At 62.8% G+C, this 19,967-nt stretch carries 19 protein-coding genes and 1 riboswitch; of the genes, 11 read left to right on the forward strand and 8 right to left on the reverse strand.

Features of this window, described 5'->3' with window-relative positions; genetic code table 11:
• Window positions 1-69 precede the first annotated feature (69 nt).
• Complete coding sequence (gene ubiA / locus C5J24_RS14200) at window positions 70-1,020, forward strand: 4-hydroxybenzoate octaprenyltransferase (RefSeq protein WP_105418687.1); 951 nt, start codon at window positions 70-72, stop codon at window positions 1,018-1,020.
• A gap of 80 nt (window positions 1,021-1,100) precedes the next feature.
• Here ubiA and C5J24_RS14205 read toward each other — a convergent pair whose 3' ends face one another.
• Window positions 1,101-1,667 carry a DUF6101 family protein gene (locus tag C5J24_RS14205; RefSeq protein WP_037084360.1) on the reverse strand — a complete coding sequence of 189 codons (567 nt, stop codon included), beginning with the start codon at window positions 1,665-1,667 and terminating at the stop codon, window positions 1,101-1,103.
• A gap of 304 nt (window positions 1,668-1,971) precedes the next feature.
• Here C5J24_RS14205 and C5J24_RS14210 point away from each other — a divergent pair, with 304 nt between their 5' ends.
• Window positions 1,972-4,563, forward strand: coding sequence for a DUF1217 domain-containing protein (locus C5J24_RS14210; protein WP_172723975.1), 2,592 nt, complete (start codon window positions 1,972-1,974; stop codon window positions 4,561-4,563).
• 16 nt (window positions 4,564-4,579) lie between these two features.
• Here the strand turns inward: C5J24_RS14210 and C5J24_RS14215 are convergent, their stop codons facing one another.
• Genes C5J24_RS14215 through C5J24_RS14230 form a run of 4 tightly spaced genes read right to left on the reverse strand, consistent with a single transcriptional unit; the run spans window position 4,580 to window position 8,052 of the window.
• Window positions 4,580-4,960, reverse strand: a complete 381-nt coding sequence (locus tag C5J24_RS14215) for a winged helix-turn-helix domain-containing protein (RefSeq protein WP_105418691.1) — start codon at window positions 4,958-4,960, stop codon at window positions 4,580-4,582.
• The gene (locus tag C5J24_RS14220) at window positions 4,957-6,402 is read right to left on the reverse strand and encodes an FAD-binding oxidoreductase (protein WP_105418693.1); all 1,446 of its coding nucleotides are present in this window, start codon (window positions 6,400-6,402) and stop codon (window positions 4,957-4,959) included. Before C5J24_RS14220 ends, C5J24_RS14215 begins: the two co-directional genes overlap by 4 nt.
• Window positions 6,403-6,429: 27 nt before the next feature.
• Window positions 6,430-7,407, reverse strand: a complete 978-nt coding sequence (locus C5J24_RS14225; protein ID WP_105418695.1) for an L-threonylcarbamoyladenylate synthase — start codon at window positions 7,405-7,407, stop codon at window positions 6,430-6,432.
• Window positions 7,408-7,440: 33 nt separating this feature from the next.
• Complete coding sequence (locus C5J24_RS14230) at window positions 7,441-8,052, reverse strand: DUF6656 family protein (protein WP_105419069.1); 612 nt, start codon at window positions 8,050-8,052, stop codon at window positions 7,441-7,443.
• A 165-nt stretch (window positions 8,053-8,217) separates the two neighbouring features.
• Window positions 8,218-8,452: riboswitch (cobalamin riboswitch) on the forward strand.
• A gap of 101 nt (window positions 8,453-8,553) precedes the next feature.
• Between C5J24_RS14230 and C5J24_RS14235 the strand changes: the two genes are divergently transcribed.
• The 3 genes from C5J24_RS14235 to C5J24_RS14245 all read left to right on the forward strand — a co-directional run bounded on the left by C5J24_RS14235 (window position 8,554) and on the right by C5J24_RS14245 (window position 10,970).
• Window positions 8,554-9,798, forward strand: a complete 1,245-nt coding sequence (locus C5J24_RS14235; RefSeq protein WP_105402028.1) for an aromatic ring-hydroxylating dioxygenase subunit alpha — start codon at window positions 8,554-8,556, stop codon at window positions 9,796-9,798.
• 103 nt (window positions 9,799-9,901) lie between these two features.
• A complete protein-coding gene (locus tag C5J24_RS14240; RefSeq protein WP_105418697.1) occupies window positions 9,902-10,324 on the forward strand; it encodes a BA14K family protein in 423 nt (140 codons plus the stop codon).
• A 193-nt stretch (window positions 10,325-10,517) separates the two neighbouring features.
• Complete coding sequence (locus C5J24_RS14245; RefSeq protein ID WP_105418699.1) at window positions 10,518-10,970, forward strand: BA14K family protein; 453 nt, start codon at window positions 10,518-10,520, stop codon at window positions 10,968-10,970.
• Between the two features lie 67 nt (window positions 10,971-11,037).
• Here the strand turns inward: C5J24_RS14245 and C5J24_RS14250 are convergent, their stop codons facing one another.
• Complete coding sequence (locus C5J24_RS14250) at window positions 11,038-12,033, reverse strand: transporter (protein ID WP_105419071.1); 996 nt, start codon at window positions 12,031-12,033, stop codon at window positions 11,038-11,040.
• 134 nt (window positions 12,034-12,167) lie between these two features.
• On the opposite strand from C5J24_RS14250, the gene C5J24_RS14255 reads away from it, so the two are divergent.
• The 5 genes from C5J24_RS14255 to C5J24_RS14275 all read left to right on the forward strand — a co-directional run bounded on the left by C5J24_RS14255 (window position 12,168) and on the right by C5J24_RS14275 (window position 15,833).
• A complete protein-coding gene (locus tag C5J24_RS14255) occupies window positions 12,168-12,383 on the forward strand; it encodes an antitoxin MazE family protein (protein WP_080719117.1) in 216 nt (71 codons plus the stop codon).
• Complete coding sequence (locus C5J24_RS14260; protein ID WP_105418701.1) at window positions 12,383-12,703, forward strand: type II toxin-antitoxin system PemK/MazF family toxin; 321 nt, start codon at window positions 12,383-12,385, stop codon at window positions 12,701-12,703. Before C5J24_RS14255 ends, C5J24_RS14260 begins: the two co-directional genes overlap by 1 nt.
• A gap of 108 nt (window positions 12,704-12,811) precedes the next feature.
• The gene (locus C5J24_RS14265; RefSeq protein ID WP_105418702.1) at window positions 12,812-14,605 is read left to right on the forward strand and encodes an acyl-CoA dehydrogenase; all 1,794 of its coding nucleotides are present in this window, start codon (window positions 12,812-12,814) and stop codon (window positions 14,603-14,605) included.
• An 11-nt stretch (window positions 14,606-14,616) separates the two neighbouring features.
• Window positions 14,617-15,375: a crotonase/enoyl-CoA hydratase family protein gene (locus C5J24_RS14270; RefSeq protein ID WP_105418704.1), complete on the forward strand. Its 759-nt coding sequence runs from the start codon at window positions 14,617-14,619 to the stop codon at window positions 15,373-15,375.
• An 83-nt stretch (window positions 15,376-15,458) separates the two neighbouring features.
• Window positions 15,459-15,833, forward strand: a complete 375-nt coding sequence (locus tag C5J24_RS14275; RefSeq protein ID WP_105418706.1) for a hypothetical protein — start codon at window positions 15,459-15,461, stop codon at window positions 15,831-15,833.
• A gap of 26 nt (window positions 15,834-15,859) precedes the next feature.
• On the opposite strand, the gene C5J24_RS14280 is transcribed toward C5J24_RS14275, so the two are convergent.
• Both C5J24_RS14280 and C5J24_RS14285 read right to left on the reverse strand, forming a co-directional pair.
• Window positions 15,860-17,104, reverse strand: a complete 1,245-nt coding sequence (locus C5J24_RS14280) for a class I SAM-dependent RNA methyltransferase (RefSeq protein WP_105418708.1) — start codon at window positions 17,102-17,104, stop codon at window positions 15,860-15,862.
• Window positions 17,101-17,865 carry a TlyA family RNA methyltransferase gene (locus tag C5J24_RS14285; protein ID WP_105418710.1) on the reverse strand — a complete coding sequence of 255 codons (765 nt, stop codon included), beginning with the start codon at window positions 17,863-17,865 and terminating at the stop codon, window positions 17,101-17,103. Before C5J24_RS14285 ends, C5J24_RS14280 begins: the two co-directional genes overlap by 4 nt.
• A gap of 153 nt (window positions 17,866-18,018) precedes the next feature.
• Here C5J24_RS14285 and C5J24_RS14290 point away from each other — a divergent pair, with 153 nt between their 5' ends.
• The gene (locus tag C5J24_RS14290; protein WP_105418712.1) at window positions 18,019-19,959 is read left to right on the forward strand and encodes a methyl-accepting chemotaxis protein; all 1,941 of its coding nucleotides are present in this window, start codon (window positions 18,019-18,021) and stop codon (window positions 19,957-19,959) included.
• The last annotated feature ends 8 nt before the right edge of the window (window positions 19,960-19,967 follow it).

Consider the following 19,967-nt stretch of genomic DNA (forward strand, 5'->3'; position numbering starts at 1 on the left):
CTCTCCCGCGCTTGTGAGGCGACAGAGCGCCGGCTTGACCGCAACGTTCGGCCGGCGCTAGAACCGGCCATGACGAACGCCGACGATTTCAGCGGCCGCGTGGCCGACGCTCCATCCGACAACTGGGTCTACCGCGTTCTGCCGCGGCCGGCCTGGCCCTATGCGCAGCTTGCAAGGTGGGATCGGCCGATCGGCTGGCAGCTTCTGATGTGGCCGTGTTTCTGGTCAGCGGCACTGGCGGCGAACGCTGCCCAAGAGGAGGGCGCGTTTTCTCTCGGTCTCCTGCTTTTCCACCTCGTGCTGTTCTTCTTGGGGTCGGTTGCCATGCGCGGCGCCGGCTGCACCTATAACGATCTGGTAGACCATGACATCGACATGGAAGTGGCGCGCACCCGCTCTCGGCCGCTGCCCTCCGGCCGCGTCTCCCGCTTCGAGGCCAAGGTCTTCATCGCCGTGCAGGCGTTGATCGGTCTGCTCGTCCTTGTCCAGTTCAACGCTTTCACCATCCTGCTCGGCATCCTGTCCCTGGCAGTGGTGGCGATTTATCCGTTCGCCAAGCGGTTTACCGACTGGCCGCAATTTTTCCTGGGCGTCGCCTTTTCCTGGGGCGCGCTGATGGGCTGGGCCGCAACGTTCGGCAGTCTCTCGCTTGCGGCCATCTGGCTCTATCTTGCCGCCATTGCCTGGACGATCGGATACGACACGATCTATGCCCATCAGGACAAGGAGGATGACGAGCTGATCGGGGTACGCTCGACCGCGCGTCTGTTCGGCGACAATACCAAGCCTTGGCTGATCGGCCTTTACGGCCTGACGCTCGTCTTCCTGCTGCTCGCTTTCGGATCGGCCGGCGTCGGTTTCCTGGCCTATCTCGGCCTTTCCGCCGCGGCGCTGATGTTCGGCTGGCAGGTTCTGGTCCTCGATATCGACAATGCCGACCAGTGCCTGAAGCTTTTCAAGTCGAACAACCGGGTCGGCGCGATCCTGTTTGCCGGCCTCGCCCTGTCGCTCGCCCTTTAATGGAAAAAGCCCGACCGCTTGAGGATCGGGCTCTCTCCCACCTTATCGCGCGGGCGGTGGACAAAGGGACAAGCAAAGCCCTACCGACGCGCGATAATTTCCTTGCCTTCGATCTTCATCGTCACGCCGAGGCTGCCGGTGGTGCGGCGGACCAGGAAGCGCGGGCGACGAGCCGCGAAATAGGAATGACGGCGGCGCTGCCTGACGGCATTGGTGCGCACGTCGCCGATGTGGTTTTCCAGCGGCCGGGCGATGCCGTCGGCTTCCACCATCAGCATTGGAATGCGATAGGCGTCCGACCAGCTCCGCCAGTCGGCGGCGATGTCGCAGAGGTCGTGGGCGACGAGCAGCGGAATGCACAGATCCGGATCGTCGTGATGCAGTTCGAGCGTGACCGTCACCTCGCCGTCGCCGTGGTCTATGGCGCGGGCCGCAACCCCTTTGAAGGCGCGGGCGGGCAAGGCGAAGGAGAGTGGCAGGCCGCTTGCGGGAAGGATCTTACGCAGCACAGCGCCGCGTTCGTCGATGGTGATGGAGACATCTCCTGATGTCTCGCGCAGCGCATAGGTAACCTGCTGCGGGAAACGAGACGGATCGAGCCTGAATGTCGACCCTGCCCAAACGGGCTTCAGAACAGTGTTGGTCATCGATATGCTACCCTTGTTTTACCTGAGAGCCGTTGCCGGTTTCTCTACGGGACTTTTGTCCTCTGATAGCCAAAGCATAGGGCGGGCCATGTTCGAGACTGCTTAAAAATAGCGGTTAAAGAAGCCTTGCCTGCCTGGATGGTTAGCGAAAGGGCACGCTTTTGGGTTTCCGGAAGGTGAATCGCGGCATTCCTGTGCAGGCCTGGGACAATCCCGGCGGGACGCCGGAACGCCCAGAAAAGCCCCGGGCAAGGCTAGGTCGCGATGATTGCGGCAGCATCATTCCGACTCGTGGGGCCTTTCCGTGGTATCGACCTATCTCACCTTCGATCTTGTCAATCGCGACATGCAGAAAAGCCTGAAGACGATTGCTGGGCAGACGATGGTCGTCAGCGACACGAAATACTACCAGGAAAATATCGGCAAGATTAAAACGGTCGACGAGTTCCTCGATAACTATCGTCTCTATTCCTATGCGATGCAGGCCCATGGCCTGGATGACATGATCTACGCCAAGGCGTTCATGAAGCAGGTGCTGGAAAGCGATCTCAGCGACGACAACAGCTTTGCGAACCGCCTGACCGACGATCGATATCAGAATATCGCCGCAGCCTTCAATTTCGGCGTTTCCAACGGAGAAGGGGCCGCCGCCCAGTCCAATGGGCAGATGGAGGAGCTCTTCGATACCTATGACCAGACGATCGCCGCCCAGAACGATGTGTTCGAGGACGACACCCGTTATTTCAAGGCGATGCTGGGCGATACCGGCAATATCACCAACGTCGATCAGCTGCTGGCCAATCCGAGGCTCCGCGATTACCTGTTCACTGCCTATGGCATCGATACGAAATACTACAATTACAATGCGATCCGCGGCGTGCTGGTTAGCGATCCGGCCGACCCGACCAGCTTCTACAACACCGCCTACGGCAACACTCTCGACCAGCATAATGCGATGAAAACCGAGGACAGTGAGCTTGCCGAGCGGCTGAGCCTCAGTACCGGCATTCCCGCTCTGCAGGATTCGCTCGCGCTTGGCCAGCAGAGGAAAACCGATCTCGAAACACAGATCGCCGCCAAGCAGGCTGAATTGCCCGGCAGCAGCGATCCCGCGGCGGTCCAATCCCAGATCGACGCTATGCAGGTGGAATTGACAAAAACGGTAGAGGCGATCCAGAGGGACCAGGACACTCTTGCCACATCGCAGACGCGTTACACCGAGCTGGATGGCAGGCTGGTGCCGATCGCCCAGACGGCCGAGCGGCGCGCCGAACTAGCAAAGCTCATCGCCGCCGGGGCGTCCGATGCGCCGTATCTCGGCTTGATGAAATCGCTTGCCGAGGATTTCAACTTCAATGCGGACGGCTCGGTGCCTGCAGGCGGCGCGGTCACCCCGGAAAAGCTGCTGGAGATCGTCGGCGGCTTCTTCAACAAGCAGACCCGTATCACGCATGCCGAGGCGATGTTCAACCAGGAGCTCTTCGAGCAGGAGCTCAAGACGGCGGACAATATCAGCGACTTCATCGACGACCCGCGACTTCTCAAATATATCAGGGTTGCCTTCAATCTCGACAAGGCCACGGTCGTAAAATCGACGATCGAGCAGATCTTGACGAGCGACCTCTCCGATCCGGACAGCTACGCTAATCGGTTCGGCGCGACCAATCCGGAATATCTCGACCTGGCGAAGGCCTTCAATTTCAATACCGACGGTACCGTCGCCGCCGGCCAGGCCCAGGACGAATTGCAGACCAGCTCCACCCGCAGCAACTACATGAGCCGCTGGGACGACAAGCAGGAAGCGGATCTCGACAAGACCATCAAGTTCTACAAGCTCAGGCTTTTTGAGGTGAAGACGCTTGACGACTTCCTGCACAAGGACGCCCAGGACTCCTTCGACTTTGCTCTTGAGGCGGTTGGCCTCGACCCGACGACTGTTTCGAAACTGACGATCAAGCAAGCCCTGAAAAGCGACCTTTCCGATCCGAACAGCTATATCTACAAGCTGAAGGACGAGCGCTTCGTCTCGCTTGCCAAGTTCTTCAACTTCGACACAAAAGGGGGCGTCACGCGGCAGGTGCTGCTCCAGTCCAATGCGGCGATCACCAATGTCGCCAAGGACTATATCCTGCGCCAAAGCCGGTTCATGGAAGGCGACGAACTCAAGGCGGCCAGGGAGAAAGCCCAGACCGAGGCGAAATATTATACCGCCGCGATGCAGCGTATCGGCAGCCGCGACGAGCTGCTGGCCGACCGCAAGACGCTCGACATCCTGATGATCTCCAAGGGGATAGATCCTTCCACGGTCACCAACGACTTCTTGAAGGAAGCTTTCAACTCGGATCCCGCCGATCCCGAGAGCTTCGTCAATACCCAGACGGACAAGCGGTTTGCACAGATCGTCGGCACCTTCAACTTCGATTCCAAGGGCGAGATCGACCGCAGCGCCGCAGGCGAGGCCCAGAACGGCGGCGAAGTTGTCGCGACCCAGGACCTTTACGTCCGCCAGATGCTCGAAACCCAGCAGGGCGAGGAAAATCCGGGTGTCCGCCTCGCGCTCTATTTCGAGCGCATGTCCGACAGCATCACCGATCCTTACGTGATCCTCGGCGACGAGGCGCTGATGGAGTTCTTCCGCATCACCTTCAGCCTGCCTCCGGAAATCGGCAATATGGATGTCGATCAGCAGGCCAAGATAGTGGAGAAGAAGCTCGATCTCGAAGACCTTTCCGATCCGGAAAAGGTGAGGAAATTGGTGCAGCGTTTCACGATCATGTACGATCTGGAGAACAGTGTGAACACGGCATCGGCGGTGAGCATCCTGAGTGGCGGCGGCGGCTCGGCGGGCATCAGCTCGGATACCCTGTGGGCATTGTCCCAGATCAGGATGAGCTGAGAGCTAACCGGTCTTCTCAGGCGTCATCGCTCTTGCCGGTCGTCTCAAAGTGCGGATCGGCGTTCGATTCGAGCCAGTCGAGGTCCGCGCGCATGGCGTCGCGGCTTGCCTTTTCCATCCGCCGGTAGCGGGACAGCAGTTCCTGGCCGAATTCGGTCAGGCCCGCACCCCCGCCGCTTTTCCCCCCATGGCGGGTAAAGATCGCTGGCTCCTTGAACATCCGGTTGATTTCGTCTCCGAGCAGCCATGCCCGCCGGTAGGACATGCCGATCGAGGCGCCAGCCGCGCGGATCGAGCCGTGTTCGGCGATCAGTTCCAGAAGCTGCGCCTTGCCCGGACCGAGCCGCACGCCGTTGTCGAGGTCGATCCGGATCGTGGTCTTCGACGGTTGGCTCATGGAATGATCACGACCTTGCCGGGGTTCATGATGCCGGCCGGGTCGAACGCCTGCTTGATGCGCCGCATCAGGTCCATCTCGATCGGCGAGCGGATATGGGCAAGCTCGTCGCGCTTCAATTGACCGATGCCGTGTTCAGCCGAAATCGACCCGCCGGCGGCGAGCACGATGCCGTGGACGATCGCGTTGATTTCCCGCCAGCGGCCGATGAAGGCTGCCTTGTCGGCGGCCATGTCGGCGCTCGTCGGCTGCGAGATGTTGTAATGGATGTTGCCGTCGCCGAGATGGCCGAAGGCGCAGACCCGGGCTCCCGGCATGGCTGCCAGCACCGCCTGCTCGGCCTCTGCCATGAAGCTCGGGATTTTCGAGACGGGCACCGACACGTCGTGCTTGATCGAGCCGCCCTCCGGCTTCTGGGCGTCGGACATGCTTTCGCGCATGTGCCAGAGCGCCTTCTGCTGGGCGACGGAGGAGGCGATCACGGCGTCGCGGATGAGGCCCGCTTCAAAACCCTGTTCGAGCAGCGACTGCACCATGGAATTGGCTGTCTCGGCGGAATCCGAAGTCGATATGTCGATCAGCGCATACCACGGATGCGGCTCGGAGAGCGGATCGCGCACGCCCTCTATATGCCGAGCCACGAATTCGATGCCGATGCGCGGCATCAGCTCGAAACCGGTCAGCGCCGTGCCGCAGAGGTTCGAGGCTCGCTCGAAGAGTTTTAGCGCGTCTGCCGGCGAGTTGAGGCCGGCAAGTGCGACCTGGTGCCCGACCGGCTGCGGGAAGAGTTTCAGCACCGCGCCGGTGATGATGCCGAGCGTGCCTTCCGCGCCGATGAAGAGGTCGCGCAGGTCGTAGCCGGTATTGTCCTTCTTGAGCCGGCGCAGGCCGTCCCAGATCTCGCCTGTCGGCAGCACCACTTCGAGCCCGAGGCAGAGTTGGCGGGTATTCCCGTAGGCGAGCACGGCGGTGCCGCCGGCATTGGTGGAGAGGTTGCCGCCGATGCGGCAGGAGCCTTCCGAACCGAGCGACAGCGGAAACAGCCGGTCGACCGCTTCCGCCGCCTTCTGCACGTCGGCAAGGATGGCGCCGCCGTCGGCGACCAGCACGTTTGCGACCGGATCGACGTCGCGGATGCGGTTCATCCGTTCGAGCGAGACGATCAGGTCGCTGCCGCCGGTACGCGGGGTCTGCCCCCCGACGAGGCCGGTATTGCCGGTCTGGGGCACGATCGGCGTGCCGGTTTCGCTCGCAAGCTTCAGGATCGCCGACACTTCCTCGACCGAGCCCGGCTTCAGGAGCATCGGCGAAGAACCTTTGTAGAGCCCGCGGCCCTCGACGAGATGCGGCGCAAGATCGTTGGCGTCGCGCAGGACGTGGTTCTTACCGACGATCGCCGCGAAGCGGTCGAGAAGCTCTGGGTTCGGCCCTGAAATGTCCATCGGCGTCTCCTCCTCTTTAGCCCCGGCTTATTCCCGCGGGGCGGCCGCCCTCGCCAGCCGGTCGTTGATCGCCTCGCCGAGCCCATGGTCGGGAATGGGCGTGACGGCGATGCTGGCGGCGCCGGTGGCGTCGGCGCGCTTCAGGTAATCGAACAGATTTGCCGCCGCTTGCGCAAGGTCACCGGACGGGCTCAGGTCAAAAACCGCCGCGGCGAGTTCCATTCCCTTCACTGGAGCAGAACCGAGCCGGATCAACACCTCGCCGGCCACGACATGGTCGGCGTTGAGCCTCACCGCTGCACCCGGCGCATAATGAGAGGCCAGCATGCCGGGAGCCTCGATGATCGCCGCCGGTCCCTCAGGCCGGATCACCGCAAGACCGGTTGCCTTCTCGATCTCTTCGGCGGCCACTCCGCCCGGTCTCAGCAGCCGGATCACGCCGTTCTCGACGCGAACGATGGTCGATTCGACACCGACCGGAGCCGCACCGCCGTCGATGATCAACGCCAGCTTCTCGCCCAGGTCGTCGGCCACGTGGCGCGCGCTGGTCGGGCTCACCTTGCCGGACGTATTGGCGCTGGGGGCCGCGAGTGGCTTTCCGAAGGCGCGGATGAGCTCGGAAGCGAAGCCCTTGGGAAGCCGGATGCCGATCGTATCGAGCCCGGCCGTCGCCAGCGCATGAATGCCGCTCTCGGGCTTCAGCGGAAGGATCAGGGTGAGGGGGCCTGGCCAGAAGGCTTCGGCAAGCCTGCGCGAGATCGGATCGAAGTCGGCATAGCGCTCGGCCATGTCGAGATCCGACATGTGGCAGATCAGCGGGTTGAAGCGCGGCCGGCCCTTGGTCTCGTAGATGCGGGTGATGGCGGCGGGATTGGTGGCGTCGGCCGCAAGTCCGTAGACCGTCTCGGTCGGGATCGCCACGGGCAAGCCGTCGCCAAGGACGGTGCAGGCTTGACGAAGCGCGCCGGCATGATCCCGGGTGATGTCGATGATTTGAGCCGTCATATCCGCCCGTCAATAACGCGGACCCGGGCGTCTTCAAAGCTTTTTGATGATCTCGCGGAGCATTTCGTTGGAAGTGCCGAGCATCAGCACGTTCTTGATGGCTTCCATCGGATCATTGGTCTGGAACAGAAGGCCGTTCTTGCGGATCGTGCGGTTGATCTGCAGCGGCTGACCCGCCTCGCGTTCGACCGCAACGGCAAAATACATGCGTGAATTGGCCGGGCTGATATGCTCGAAAAAGGTTTCTTCCTCGCCGATCTTGGAGAAGAAGTTGGCGATATAGAACGACCAGCTCACCGGGCCGCCGCGTGGAAGAAACGTTCTTGCCGCGGTGACGTGGCAATAGCCGAGATGCGGCCGCTCATCGAGCGTGTGGTGGAAGATGATCTTCGGAAAGTTGATCGAGCGATGGAAGGAGTTGATCCGGTTGTGGCTCGTTTCCCCAGCTGCCTCGAGCCTTTTGCCCGTGCGCTCGGCGACTTCGTTATGGGTGAGATAGCGGCGCTCTTCCGGCAGCCAGACCGGATTGTAGCGGGAGCTGCGCCCCGTCCGGAGGAATTCGGAATGGGAAGCAGTCTTCACTACCACCGGCGCCGGAGGCGGTGGAGGGGCTTTGTAGTAACGGATCTTTCCCTTGGCCTGCACGGTGGCATCGCTCCCATTCACGCCGGGATTTTATGGCTTATCCCTTAATGACAGGTTTCGCTTTCGCGGGGCTGGAGTGTTGCATTTTGGGCCGTTTCGCCGCTGTCGCCAACGCGGTTGCCGATGTCGCAATGTCGCCTATGCGACACGCTCGCTCGATGATTATATCCGCCTCGATCTTGAGGTGCCGCCTGACTAGGGAAGGCGGAGAATTGGGAAGCCGGCAGGGGTCTTTAGAAACCCTAATCTGGCGCTGCCCCCGCAACGGTGGTGGAGCAATAAGGCACGGCATGAGCCACTGGGAAAGAGCCGCAAGGGCCACCCGGGAAGGCGCCGAGCCGGTCCCCTGAACGGGACAAGCTCCTGAGCCCGGAAACCAGCCTCGGGATCAAAAATGACGACCGGACGCGGCGGGCGTTCGGGACAGGGTGTTGGGTGGGCCTTGAAGGCCGGCCGGCATTTCCATGTCCTTCCGCTGTCCACATTGACGAGGAAGATAATATGGAAATTCGCAATCAAGCCCTGCGGCAGCTTAAGAACCGCCGTGAAGGCTTCAGCCTCGAACAGCCCTTCTATACCGATCCCGCCTATTTCAAGCTCGATCTGGAAATGATCTGGTATCGCGACTGGCTGTTCGTCGGGCATGATTGCGAGCTGCCCAAGGCCGGAGCCTATTTCACCCTGCAGATCGGCGATTATCCGGTCGTCGTCGTGCGCGGCCGCGACAACCAGATCCGGGCGCTGCACAATACCTGCCGCCATCGCGGCAGCCGCGTCTGCACCAAGGAGCATGGCTCGGCGGTCCGGCTCGTCTGTCCCTACCACCAATGGACCTACGAGCTGGACGGCTCGCTTCTGGTCGGCCGCCAGATGGGCCAGGACTTCGACAAGACCCAGTTCAGCATGAAGAAGGTCCATTGCGAAAGCGTGGCGGGCTTTATCTTCATCTGCCTTGCGAACGAGGCGCCGGATTTCGCGCCGGTTCGTGCGGCGATCGAGCCCTATATGGCCCCGCATCGCCTCTCGGAAGCCAAGGTCGCGCACCAGTCGACGATCATCGAGAAGGGCAATTGGAAGCTCGTCTGGGAAAACAACCGCGAGTGCTACCACTGCGCCGCCAACCACCCGGAGCTCTGCCGCACCTATCCGGAATCGCCCACCGCAACCGGCGTCCAGGGCGCCAAGGACGATCCGGTCATCGCCGCCCATTGGCAGCGTTGCGAGGAGGCCGGGTTGCCGAGCGAATTCCGGATGGACGAGACCGGCCAGTTCCGCGTCGCGCGCATGCCGCTGATCGAAGATGCCGAGAGTTATACGATGAGCGGCCGCAACGCCGTGCAGCGCAAACTCTCCGAGGACGTAACGATCAACTCGATCGGCACCATGCTGCTCTTCCACTATCCGAGCAGCTGGAACCACATTCTGGGCGACCACGCGATCTCGTTCCGCGTCACCCCGCTCGGGCCGGAGGAAACGGCGGTCACCACAAAATGGCTGGTCCACAAGGATGCGGTCGAGGGCGTCGACTACAATCTCGAGGAACTGACCCATGTCTGGAACATGACCAACGACCAGGACCGCCAGATCGTCGAGGAAAACGCCTTCGGCATCCGCTCGCCCGCTTATGAGCCGGGTCCCTATTCGCCACTCCACGAAGGCGGCGTCATGCAGTTCGTCGAATGGTATTCGAACTTCATGGTCAACCGGCTGCAGGGCGACCAGGCGCAACTTTCGATCGTCGCCTGATCGCCAATTCGTGATCCGCGGTGATCGGTGCCGGGCGCGCTTCCAGGAACCGAAACCTGCGTCTGGCGTTGTTTTCTGATTAAAAATCAGAATGAGGAAACACATGAACGCCTTTCGTCTACGTCTGACTGCGGCGGCGGTTGCCATCGCGACCACCTTTGCCGGGCTTGTGCCAGCGCAGGCCATTCAGATGCCGGCTCCCCCGTCAGGCATTTCGGCCGCCGGGGATATCACCAATGTCCAGTACCGTCGCGACTTCCGGCGTGACCGCTATGGCTGGTATCGCGGCCACCGCGGTTATCGCGATCGCCGGCCCGGCTACCGTTATTACAACGGGTTCTGGTTCCCGCTCGCCGCCTTCGGCGCCGGTGCCATCATCGGTGGTGCCATACAGGCCGACCGGGGCGGCTATTCGAGCCGTCACGTCGCCTGGTGTGAAAGCCGTTATCGCAGCTATCGGGCCTGGGACGATACCTATGCGCCGCGCGCCGGCGTGCGGGCACGCTGCATCTCGCCTTACAGATAAGCAGGCATTGGCCACCTCTACGCCAAGCCCGGTCGCGGCATATGCCAGCGGCCGGGCTTGCTTCGTCGCGGCGCACGTTAATTGCGCATTCAGGATGAACTTCCTAAGGTTGCGGCAAAATTGAAATTCACTGCATACTGAAATAATTGGCTGTCGAAAATTGAAACATAGACAAGGGATCTGGGGACTTAACATGACTCTTTTGAAGAAGATCGCGGTTGCGGGCATCTCCGCTGCCGTTCTCGCCGGCTCTCTGATGCCGGCTCAGGCGATGCCGCTGCCGTCCGCTCCGGCCGCAGGGATCGAAACCGGCGCCAACACCGACGTGGCCCTCGTGCAGTACCGTCGCCATGGCGGCGGTTGGTATGGCGGGCATCGCGGTTATCGCGACTACCGTCCGGGTTATCGCCGCCATAACGGCTACTGGTTCCCGCTGGCGGCATTCGGTGCCGGCGCCCTGATCGGCGGCGCCATTGCCTCCCAGCCGCGTTACGCCGAGCCGGCTCCGGCCTATGGCGGCGGAGACGACATCAATCCGCGCCACTACGAATGGTGTGCAGATCGCTACCGTTCCTACGACGCCTATTCGAACTCGTTCCAGCCGAACTACGGTCGGCGCCAGACCTGCTATTCGCCTTATTTCTAAGAGCGCCCGGCAGGCATTATCCCACCCGTCCGGTATCGAACCCGGGCGGGTTTCGTTTGTCCGGCGGTCAGAGAATGCCGGTGCGCTTCAACAGCCACCAGGCGGCAAGCACCGAAATGCCGATCAGGCCGAAGGCATAGGCCGTTCCGCCGGAGCCTCCCTCGAAGGGTAGCGACGAGGTGTTCATTCCGAAAAAGCCGGTGACCAAGGTCGGCGGCAGCAGGAAGGCGGTCATCAGCGACAGGATGTAGAGGTGACGGTTGGTCTCTGAGGAGAGCTTCGAGTCGATTTCCTCGTGCAGCAGTCGCGCCCGCTCCTGCAGCGCGTAGACGTCGTGGTCCGCCGCCTCCAGCCGGCCGATCAGCCGGGAGGCGGCGTCGTCGAAACCGGGGGGCATCTCGTCGTCGTCGGTCGCCGCTGCGCGCCGCAGCAGCGTCAGCACCGTCCGCAGGTGCCGGTGCAGCCTGACCACCGTCCGCCTGATCGGCGCCAGCCGACGGCGTTCATCGCGCGGCGTGTTGTCGTAGACGAAATCCTCGATGATGTTCATTTCTTCGGTGAGCTCCATCACCAGCACGATCAGTGTGCGCTGGAACTCGGCGACCAGTGTCTCGAACACGTCGATCGGCTTCTTATAGCGCGAGGCGTTCTTTTCTATCGCCGCCCGCACCCGGTCGATCGAGCGCAGGGGCTGCAGGCGGGTGGTGATGATGATCCTGTCCGAGACGAAGAAATGCAGCCAGCCGATATTGCGTGTCTCGCTATCGAATTCCCGCTGGAAATCGACCAGCGTGCCATAGACGAGCTGCTCGTCGAGCGTCACGGCGGCGTGCGTGTCGTGGGTGGTGAGTGCGGCGAGAGCCGGCGGTGTCAGGCCTGGAAAGCTCTCCAGGAAGGCGTTGACCCGGCTGTCGGCGAGGTTGAGATGCAGCCACAGGAAGCCATCGCCGACATTGAGATCGCTGCGCGCCGCATCGAGCGGCAACCGGGTGCAGGGCGCCGATCCCGGATGGAAGCGATAGGCCCAGACGAGGCCTGGGACAGCGGGGTTCATGAGGGACATGGGCGAGGAATCCGGAAGCATAGGCATCACTCCATAGACCCTTTGTGTAACGCTCGTTTCAACAAGATTTTCTAAAAATTCCTTGAACGGTCCAATGCCATTTGTTACATGTAACAAATCAAGGAGTATTTCATATGGCCAGTTCCGTGAATGAGCGCGTCAGAAAGCGTCGTGAAAATCTCCGAGCGTCCGGGTTGCGTCCAGTGCAAATTTGGGTTCCCGATACGCGGCGCCCCGGTTTTGCAGAGGAATGCCATCGGCAGTCGCGCTTGGTCGCGGCGGCGGATGCGGCAGATCCCGATCTGATGAAATTTCTGGATGATGCCCTGGCTGATCTCGGGGAGCAATGATGCGCAGGGGCGATCTTGTTACGGTAGCTCTTGCTGGCGATTTCGGAAAACCGCGTCCCGCGCTTATAATCCAATCCAACCTCTTCGACACGGACACGCTGACGGTTCTGCTGCTGTCCAGTACCATTGTGGATACGCCGCTCATCCGCATCATGGTCCAGCCCACGCCCAGCAACGCGCTCAACAGCCCCTCCCAGATCATGATCGACAAGGCGATGACCCTCAAGCGGGAAAAGATAGGGAGGGTTTTCGGCTCGATCGAAGATGACATTCTCGTAGCCGTGAATCGGTCGCTTGCCGTGTTCTTTGGCTTGGCCTGAACATTGACAACCGCATTTACGTTTACGTAAAAAGCATATGAGGAATGCCGACGGAGCAGAATCGGCTAGAATACGGCAGTCACAGCTGCGCCTAGGAGGAGGAGCATCATGTACAAGGCACCGGTCGAGGAGATCGCCTTCACCCTGAACCATGTGGCGGGCCTTTCGGACGCCCTGGAGATCGGCAGGTTCGGCGACTTGAGCGCCGATCTGGTCGAGGCGATCCTGGAGGAGGCGGGGCGGTTCGCCGGCAACGAGATGGCGCCGCTCGGTGAGATCGGCGACAGACAGGGCGCCCGCCTCACCGACGGCAAGGTGACGACACCGGACGGCTGGCCGGAACTTTACCGTCATTGGCGGGAAGGCGGCTGGAACGGCCTGACCGCGCCGGAAGCCTATGGCGGCCAGAACCTGCCGCATATGCTGAACGTCGCCGCGCTCGAAATGTGGAATTCCGCCTCCATGGCCTTCGCCCTGGCGCCGACGCTGACCATGGGCGCCATTGAAGCGCTGGTCGCGCACGGCAGCGAGGCGCTGAAGGAAAAATACCTCGCAAAACTGGTGTCCGGCGAATGGACCGGCACCATGAACCTCACCGAGCCGCATGCCGGCTCCGATCTCGGCGTCCTGAAGACCCGCGCCGAGCGCGGCGACGACGGCAGCTACCGCATTTTCGGCCAGAAGATCTTCATCACCTGGGGCGAACACGACGCTGCCGACAACATCATCCATCTGGTGCTGGCGCGGCTTCCCGATGCGCCTGTCGGCACCCGCGGCATCTCGCTTTTCCTGGTCCCGAAATTCCTGGTGGGCGACGACGGGTCGCTGGAGGCGCGCAACGACGTCTTCTGCCATTCGATCGAACACAAGCTCGGCATCCACGGCTCGCCGACCTGCACGATGATCTACGGCGACGGCAAGTTCACGCCCGGAAACGAGGAGGACAAGGGCGCGATCGGCTGGCTGATCGGCGAGGAGAACAAGGGCCTCGCCTGCATGTTCACGATGATGAACAATGCGCGTCTGGCGGTCGGCATGCAGGGCGTGGCGATCGCCGAAGCCGCAACCCAGAAGGCGGTCGCCTTTGCCAGGGAACGCACCCAAGGCAAGGCGCCCGGCTGGTCGGGGACTGGCATGAGCCCGATCATCGATCATCCGGACATCGCCCGCACGCTGATTACCATGAAGGCACTGACCCAAGGCGCTCGCGCCATCTGCTACGCCTGCGCCCACGCGACCGACATGTCGCACCACACCGAAGGCGACGAGGCCCGCCACTGGACCGAACGGGCAGCGCTTTTGACCCCGATCGCCAAATCCTTCGCGACTGATGCCGGCGTCGACGTCGCGTCGCTCGGTATCCAGGTGCATGGCGGCATGGGCTTCATCGAGGAGACGGGCGCTGCCCGTTACCTGCGCGACGCCCGCATCGCGCCGATCTACGAGGGCACAAACGGCATCCAGGCGATCGACCTCGTGATCCGCAAGCTGCCGCTCTCTTCGGGCGACCAGGTGCGCGGCTTCATCGGAGAGCTGAAGGAGATCGCCGACAAGGTCTCCGCCTCCAACGATACGGCATTCGGCGAGACGGGCGATCGTCTGCGCGCCGCCATCGCCGCGCTCGAAACCGCCACCGGCTGGCTCCTGGAAACTCAAGGCGCCGGCAGGACCGCCGATGCGCTCGCCGGTGCGACGCCCTATCAGCGCCTGTTCGGCCTGGTGCTGACCGGCTGTTATCTTGCCAAGGGCGCGCTTGTTGCCGCCGATAACGGCGGCCCGGAAAAGCGCGTCGCGCTCTGCCGCTTCATGGCCGAAAACCTGCTCGCCGAAACCTCGGCGCTGAAGGACCGCGTGATTTCAGGCGCCGAAAGCTTGCAAGCCGCCCGCGCGATCCTGGCCTGAAGGAGACATCCGTGAGCGACATCCACATCCTCGTCGAGCGCCCCGAGGCCCAGCCGGGCGTCATGGTGATCCGTTTCAACCGGCCGGAAAAGAAGAACGCCATCACCTCGGCCATGTACAACCGCATGACCGCGGCGCTCGAAGAGGCGAACCGCGACGACGCCGTGCGCGCCGTCGCCTTCCTGGGCACCGAAGGCTGCTTCTCCGCCGGCAACGACATGGGCGATTTCCTCGCCTATGCCATGTCCGGATCGAAGGATGCGCCTGCCGCCGCCGTTTTCATCAAGGCCTTGGCGCTTGCCGAAAAGCCGCTGGTGTCCGGTGTCGACGGCCTCGCGATCGGCATCGGCACCACCTTGAACATGCATTGCGACCTGACGGTCGCGTCCGCCCGCAGCCTGTTCAAGACGCCCTTCGTGGACCTGGCGCTGGTGCCGGAAGCCGCTTCCAGCCTGCTGGCGCCGAAAGTTATCGGCCACCAGCGCGCATTTGCCATGCTGGTGGCGGGTGAGGGATTTTCCGCCCAGGCGGCGCTCGATGCCGGGCTGATCTGGAAGATCGTGGAGCCGCAGGCGGTCGAAGCCGAGACGCTGGCGCTTGCCGCAAGCCTTGCGGCGAAACCGCCCCAGGCCCTGAGGATCGCCCGCGACCTGGTGCGCGGACCGCGCGATGCGGTGCTTGCCCGCATGGATGAGGAACTGGTGCATTTCTCCGCCCAGCTCAAAAGTGCCGAGGCGCGGGCCGCCTTCGAGGCCTTCATGCGACGTTAACGGTGTCCCGCGGGAAACTCTGCTCCCGTCTTCTTTTGATGCAGCTTCGGCGTTAGATTGCCTCCACAATCTGGGAGGAAAGAATGTCCTATCGTTTCTGGTCGTGCTTGCTCGTATTGCTTCTGGGAATAGCGCCGGCGCAAGCCGAGACGCTGGCATTTCCGTTGCAGAGCCAGCCGCTGCAGCTCGCCCAGAGCCCCTCCGTCACCATCGGCCCGAACGGCGTCATCATCCGCCGTGACGATGATCGTGACCGGTATCGTGACGGGGACCGGGATCGCGACCGTGACCGCGATAGAGATCGCCCGCGCCCGCAGCGTTATGTCTGCGTCGTCTCTCCGCCGCCGAGCATGGATCGCCGTCGTCCCTATGTCTGCAACGCCGAACCGGGCCGCGTCGGCGGCCGTTGCCGCTGCTCCGGCGTCGTCGGCAGCGGCACGCTCGATCTGGATCGGTAAGAGGCCCGGCGGTCTTCTGCCCGAGCTTACTTCTGCAGCAGTACTACCGCCTCCACGTGCGGCGACCAGAGGAACTGGTCGATCGGGGTGACGGCCTTGATCTGGTATCCGCCGTCGACAAGAATTCTGAGGTCGCGGGCGAGCGTCAGTGGGTTGCAGCTGACCGCCACGACCGTCTTCACGCCAGACCGGACAAGTTCCTTCATCTGGACTTCGGCACCGGCGCGCGGCGGATCGAAGACGACGGCGTCGTAGTTCTTCAGCTCGGACACCATCATCGGCCGGCGGAAGAGGTCGCGCTTCTCCACCGATACGGGCTTCAGCCCCTGCGTGTTGCGGGCGGCGTGATCGAGTGCCTTGACCGACTTCTCGTCACCTTCGACGGCATGCACCTTGCCGATGCGGGCGAGCCGGAGGGAAAATGTGCCGGAGCCGGCAAACAGGTCGATAATCCGCTTGGCCTTGCCGACATGCGACAGCACCAGTTCTGCCATCGCGTCTTCCGCCGGTTTCGTCGCCTGGGTAAAGGCGCCGGGCGGCGGAGAGACCTTGACGCCGCCGAAATCCACCAGCGGCTTCTGCAATTCGATGACGATCTCGCCGTTGGCAGAAACCCGAGCAATGTTTTTCAGCGCCAGCACCGTCTCGGTGACCAGGCGCCGCTGCTTGTCGTCGAGCGGCTTCAACCCGTCCGCGGCAAGGTCGAGGCCGGCAAGCGTTTCCAGAACCGCGATGCGGAACGTATCGGAGCCGGTCGCCAGCGCCTTGCCCACCGCACGGATCGCCTCGAGCCGGGCAACGATGCCGGGCGAGGCGATGGGACATTCGACGATCGAGACGATATGGTTGGTCTCGGCGCGGTTGAAGCCGAGCAGCAATTCCTTCTCGGTCCTGCGGGCGGAAAATACCACCCGACGACGCTCGCCGGGATGGGCGATGACCAGCTCGCCCACGTCAGGCGTCAGGCCCTTGGATTTCAGCGCCTCGACGACGAGGTTGCGCTTGAAGGCATGGTAGGGCGCGTCGGCCAGATGCTGCAGCGAACAGCCGCCGCACGCGTCGCTGTCAGGCCCGAAGTGGCGGCAGGGCGGCGTAACCCGGTCCGGCGACGGGTTGGACGTCGACATGACCGTGCCGTGGTCGCCGTTGCGGGCGATCGCCAGGGTTTCGCCAGGAAGAGCGTAGGGCACATAGACCGGGCCGTCTTCGCCATTGGCGATGCCGTGGCCCTGCGCGCCGAGCCGGTTGATCGTGACGGTGACCGTGCTCATGACGGTTCACCGGGCTTCACGCCTGCGAGCAGGTATTCCTGGTTGCCGTCGCCGCCGACGATCGGGGAGGTGATCATCCCAAGGCTCGCCCAGCCGATATCTTCGACGAGCCAGCGTTCGAGTTCGGCTGCGACCTGGGGTGCCGTCTCCGGCTCCTTCAGCAGTCCGGCCTTGCTGATCGCATCGCGTCCCGCCTCGAATTGCGGCTTGACCAGCAGCACGCAATGGGCGCCGGGCTCGGCAAGATCCAGCGCCGGCGCCAGCGCCAGCTTCAGCGAAATGAACGAAACGTCGGAGACGATGAAGGTGATCTCGCGGTCGTCGTAATCCTCGGCGGTCAGATAGCGGGCGTTGAGGCCTTCGATATTGGTGACGCGCGGCTCGGCGAGCAGTCGCGGATGCATCTGCCCGTGGCCGACGTCGATCGAGGTGACATGTTCCGCGCCGCGCATGACCAGCACTTCGGTAAAGCCGCCGGTGGAAGCGCCGATATCGAGACAGTCATGGCCTGCCGGGTCGAGCTTGAAGTGATCGAGCGCCGCGACAAGCTTCAGCGCCGCGCGGGACACGTAATCCTGCGCCGGGTCGTCGATCGTGAGTTGCGCATCGAGCGGGAAGGTGAGGCTCGGCTTGGTGACGACACGGCCGTTGACGGTAACGGTGCCGCGGGCGATCGCGTCGCGCGCACGGGCTCGGCTCGCGACGAGATTGAGCGAGACGAGAAGCTGGTCGAGGCGTTGGTTTTCGGGAGTTGAGGACATGGGTGCAGTCAATGCCTGCCTATCGCCTGGCTTGCAAGGGGCTTGATCCATGAAAACTCGCAGCCGCGTTCAATCAAATTTTAATGATGTTGAGATTCTCTCCGGGATGGAGGAGATGTCCAATGCTGTTTCAACTGAGAGCGGAAGCCACTGATGTCGCTTAAAAACCTATCCCTGAACAAGAAGCTGATCATCACCTTTGCGGCGTTGATGTCGGTCTGTCTGCTGGCCTCCGCCGGCGTTTATTGGCAGGCCTTGAAATCGAGCCGGTCTTCCGCGCAGCAGGTCGTTTCCCAGACCATCCTGATGCATGTGGACGCAGCGCTCGAAGCCATGCTGGAACAAGCCGTCAATCAGCGCGGCTTCCTGCTCTTCAAGAGCGACAGTACCTATGCGGACGTCTTCAGCAACCGCGAGAAGATGATTACGGCGATCGACGCCGCCAAGAAGGCGGCCGCCGGCATGCCGGACATGCTGACTTCGCTCGATGCGATGCGGGCTGCAGCCGATGTGTTCCACACCCAGCTCACCGTTCCGCAGCTCGATGCGCGCAAGAACACCAGCAAGCCGATCGAGGAAGTCATCGAGATCGGCCGCAACCAGTCCAAGGGCCAGCTCGACGTCTTCCGCGAGGCTGCCGCCAAGATCAAGAAGCAGGCTTTCGACCTGTCCACCGCCATGGTCAATGCCCAGACCCGCGCCCACACCGACCTGCTGCTGACGCTTCTGATCGGCGGCGGCATTGCCGGCCTGATCGCGGTTGCCCTCGTGCTGGCCCTGTCGAGCGTCATCGTCAAGCCGATCGTCGGCATGACGGACGCCATGACCAGCCTTGCAGGCGGCAATCATGACATCCAGGTCCCGGCTCTCGAACGTGGCGACGAAGTCGGCCGGATGGCCAAGGCCGTCACGGTCTTCAAGGATGCTGCCATCGAAAAGCAGCGCCTGGCCCGCGATGCGGACATGCTGCGCGACACCAGCGAGCGCGAACGTCTCGACAACGACGCCCAGAAGGCCCGCGAAGCCACCAATCTCGAATTTGCGATCGACGCCCTTGCCACCGGGCTTGCAAGCCTTGCCGATGGCGATGTCGCCTACCGCATCGAAAAGCCGTTCTCCGGGAATCTCGACCGGCTGCGCACCGACTTCAACCAGGCGCTCGGCCGGCTGCAGTCAGCCCTCCAGGCGGTCGGCGAGAACGCCTCTGCGATCAGCTCCGGCGCGGGCGAAATCCGCTCCGCGGCCGACGATCTCGGTCGTCGCACCGAACAGCAGGCCGCAGCCGTCGAAGAGACAGCCGCAGCACTAGAACAGGTGACGACGACGGTCAAGGAATCGGCCCGCCGTGCAGAAGATGTCGGTCAGCGCGTCGAGCGTACCCGCATCGGCGCCGAGAAATCGGGTGAGGTGGTCCGCCGGGCGGTCTCCGCCATGGAGCAGATCTCGAAGTCGTCCGGTGAGATCAGCAATATCATCTCGGTCATCGACGATATCGCCTTCCAGACCAACCTGCTCGCGCTCAATGCAGGCGTCGAGGCGGCCCGCGCCGGCGAGGCGGGCAAGGGTTTCGCGGTCGTCGCACAGGAAGTCCGCGAGCTCGCTCAGCGTTCCGCCAATGCGGCAAAGGAGATCAAGGCGTTGATCACCACCTCCAGCCAGCAGGTGGATGCGGGCGTCGCGCTGGTCGGTGAGACCGGCCAGGCGCTGGAAGCAATCGTCGGCGAAGTGCAGCAGATCAACCAGCACCTCTCCGCCATCGTCATCTCCACCCGCGAGCAGTCGACCGGCCTCCAGGAGATCAACACCTCGGTCAACGCCATGGACCAGGGCACGCAGCAGAATGCCGCCATGGTCGAAGAGCAGAACGCGGCAAGCCACAAGCTTGCCCAGGAAGCTCAGGCGCTCGATGCCCTGCTGAGGCAGTTCAACTTCGGGGGCACACCGGCGGCCCGGATCTCTCGTCCGGTTGCGGCCCCGTCGGCAGCCCGTTCCGTGGCATCGCCGGCAAATGCCCTCCGGTCCACCGTCGCCCGCGCCTTTTCCGGCAAGGCGGCGAGCGCCGCGGCCGTGAAGGAAGAGTGGTCGGAATTCTGATCCGCCCA

The sequence above is a fragment of the Neorhizobium sp. T25_27 genome (assembly GCF_002968565.1).
Classification (GTDB): Bacteria; Pseudomonadota; Alphaproteobacteria; order Rhizobiales; family Rhizobiaceae; genus Neorhizobium; species Neorhizobium tomejilense.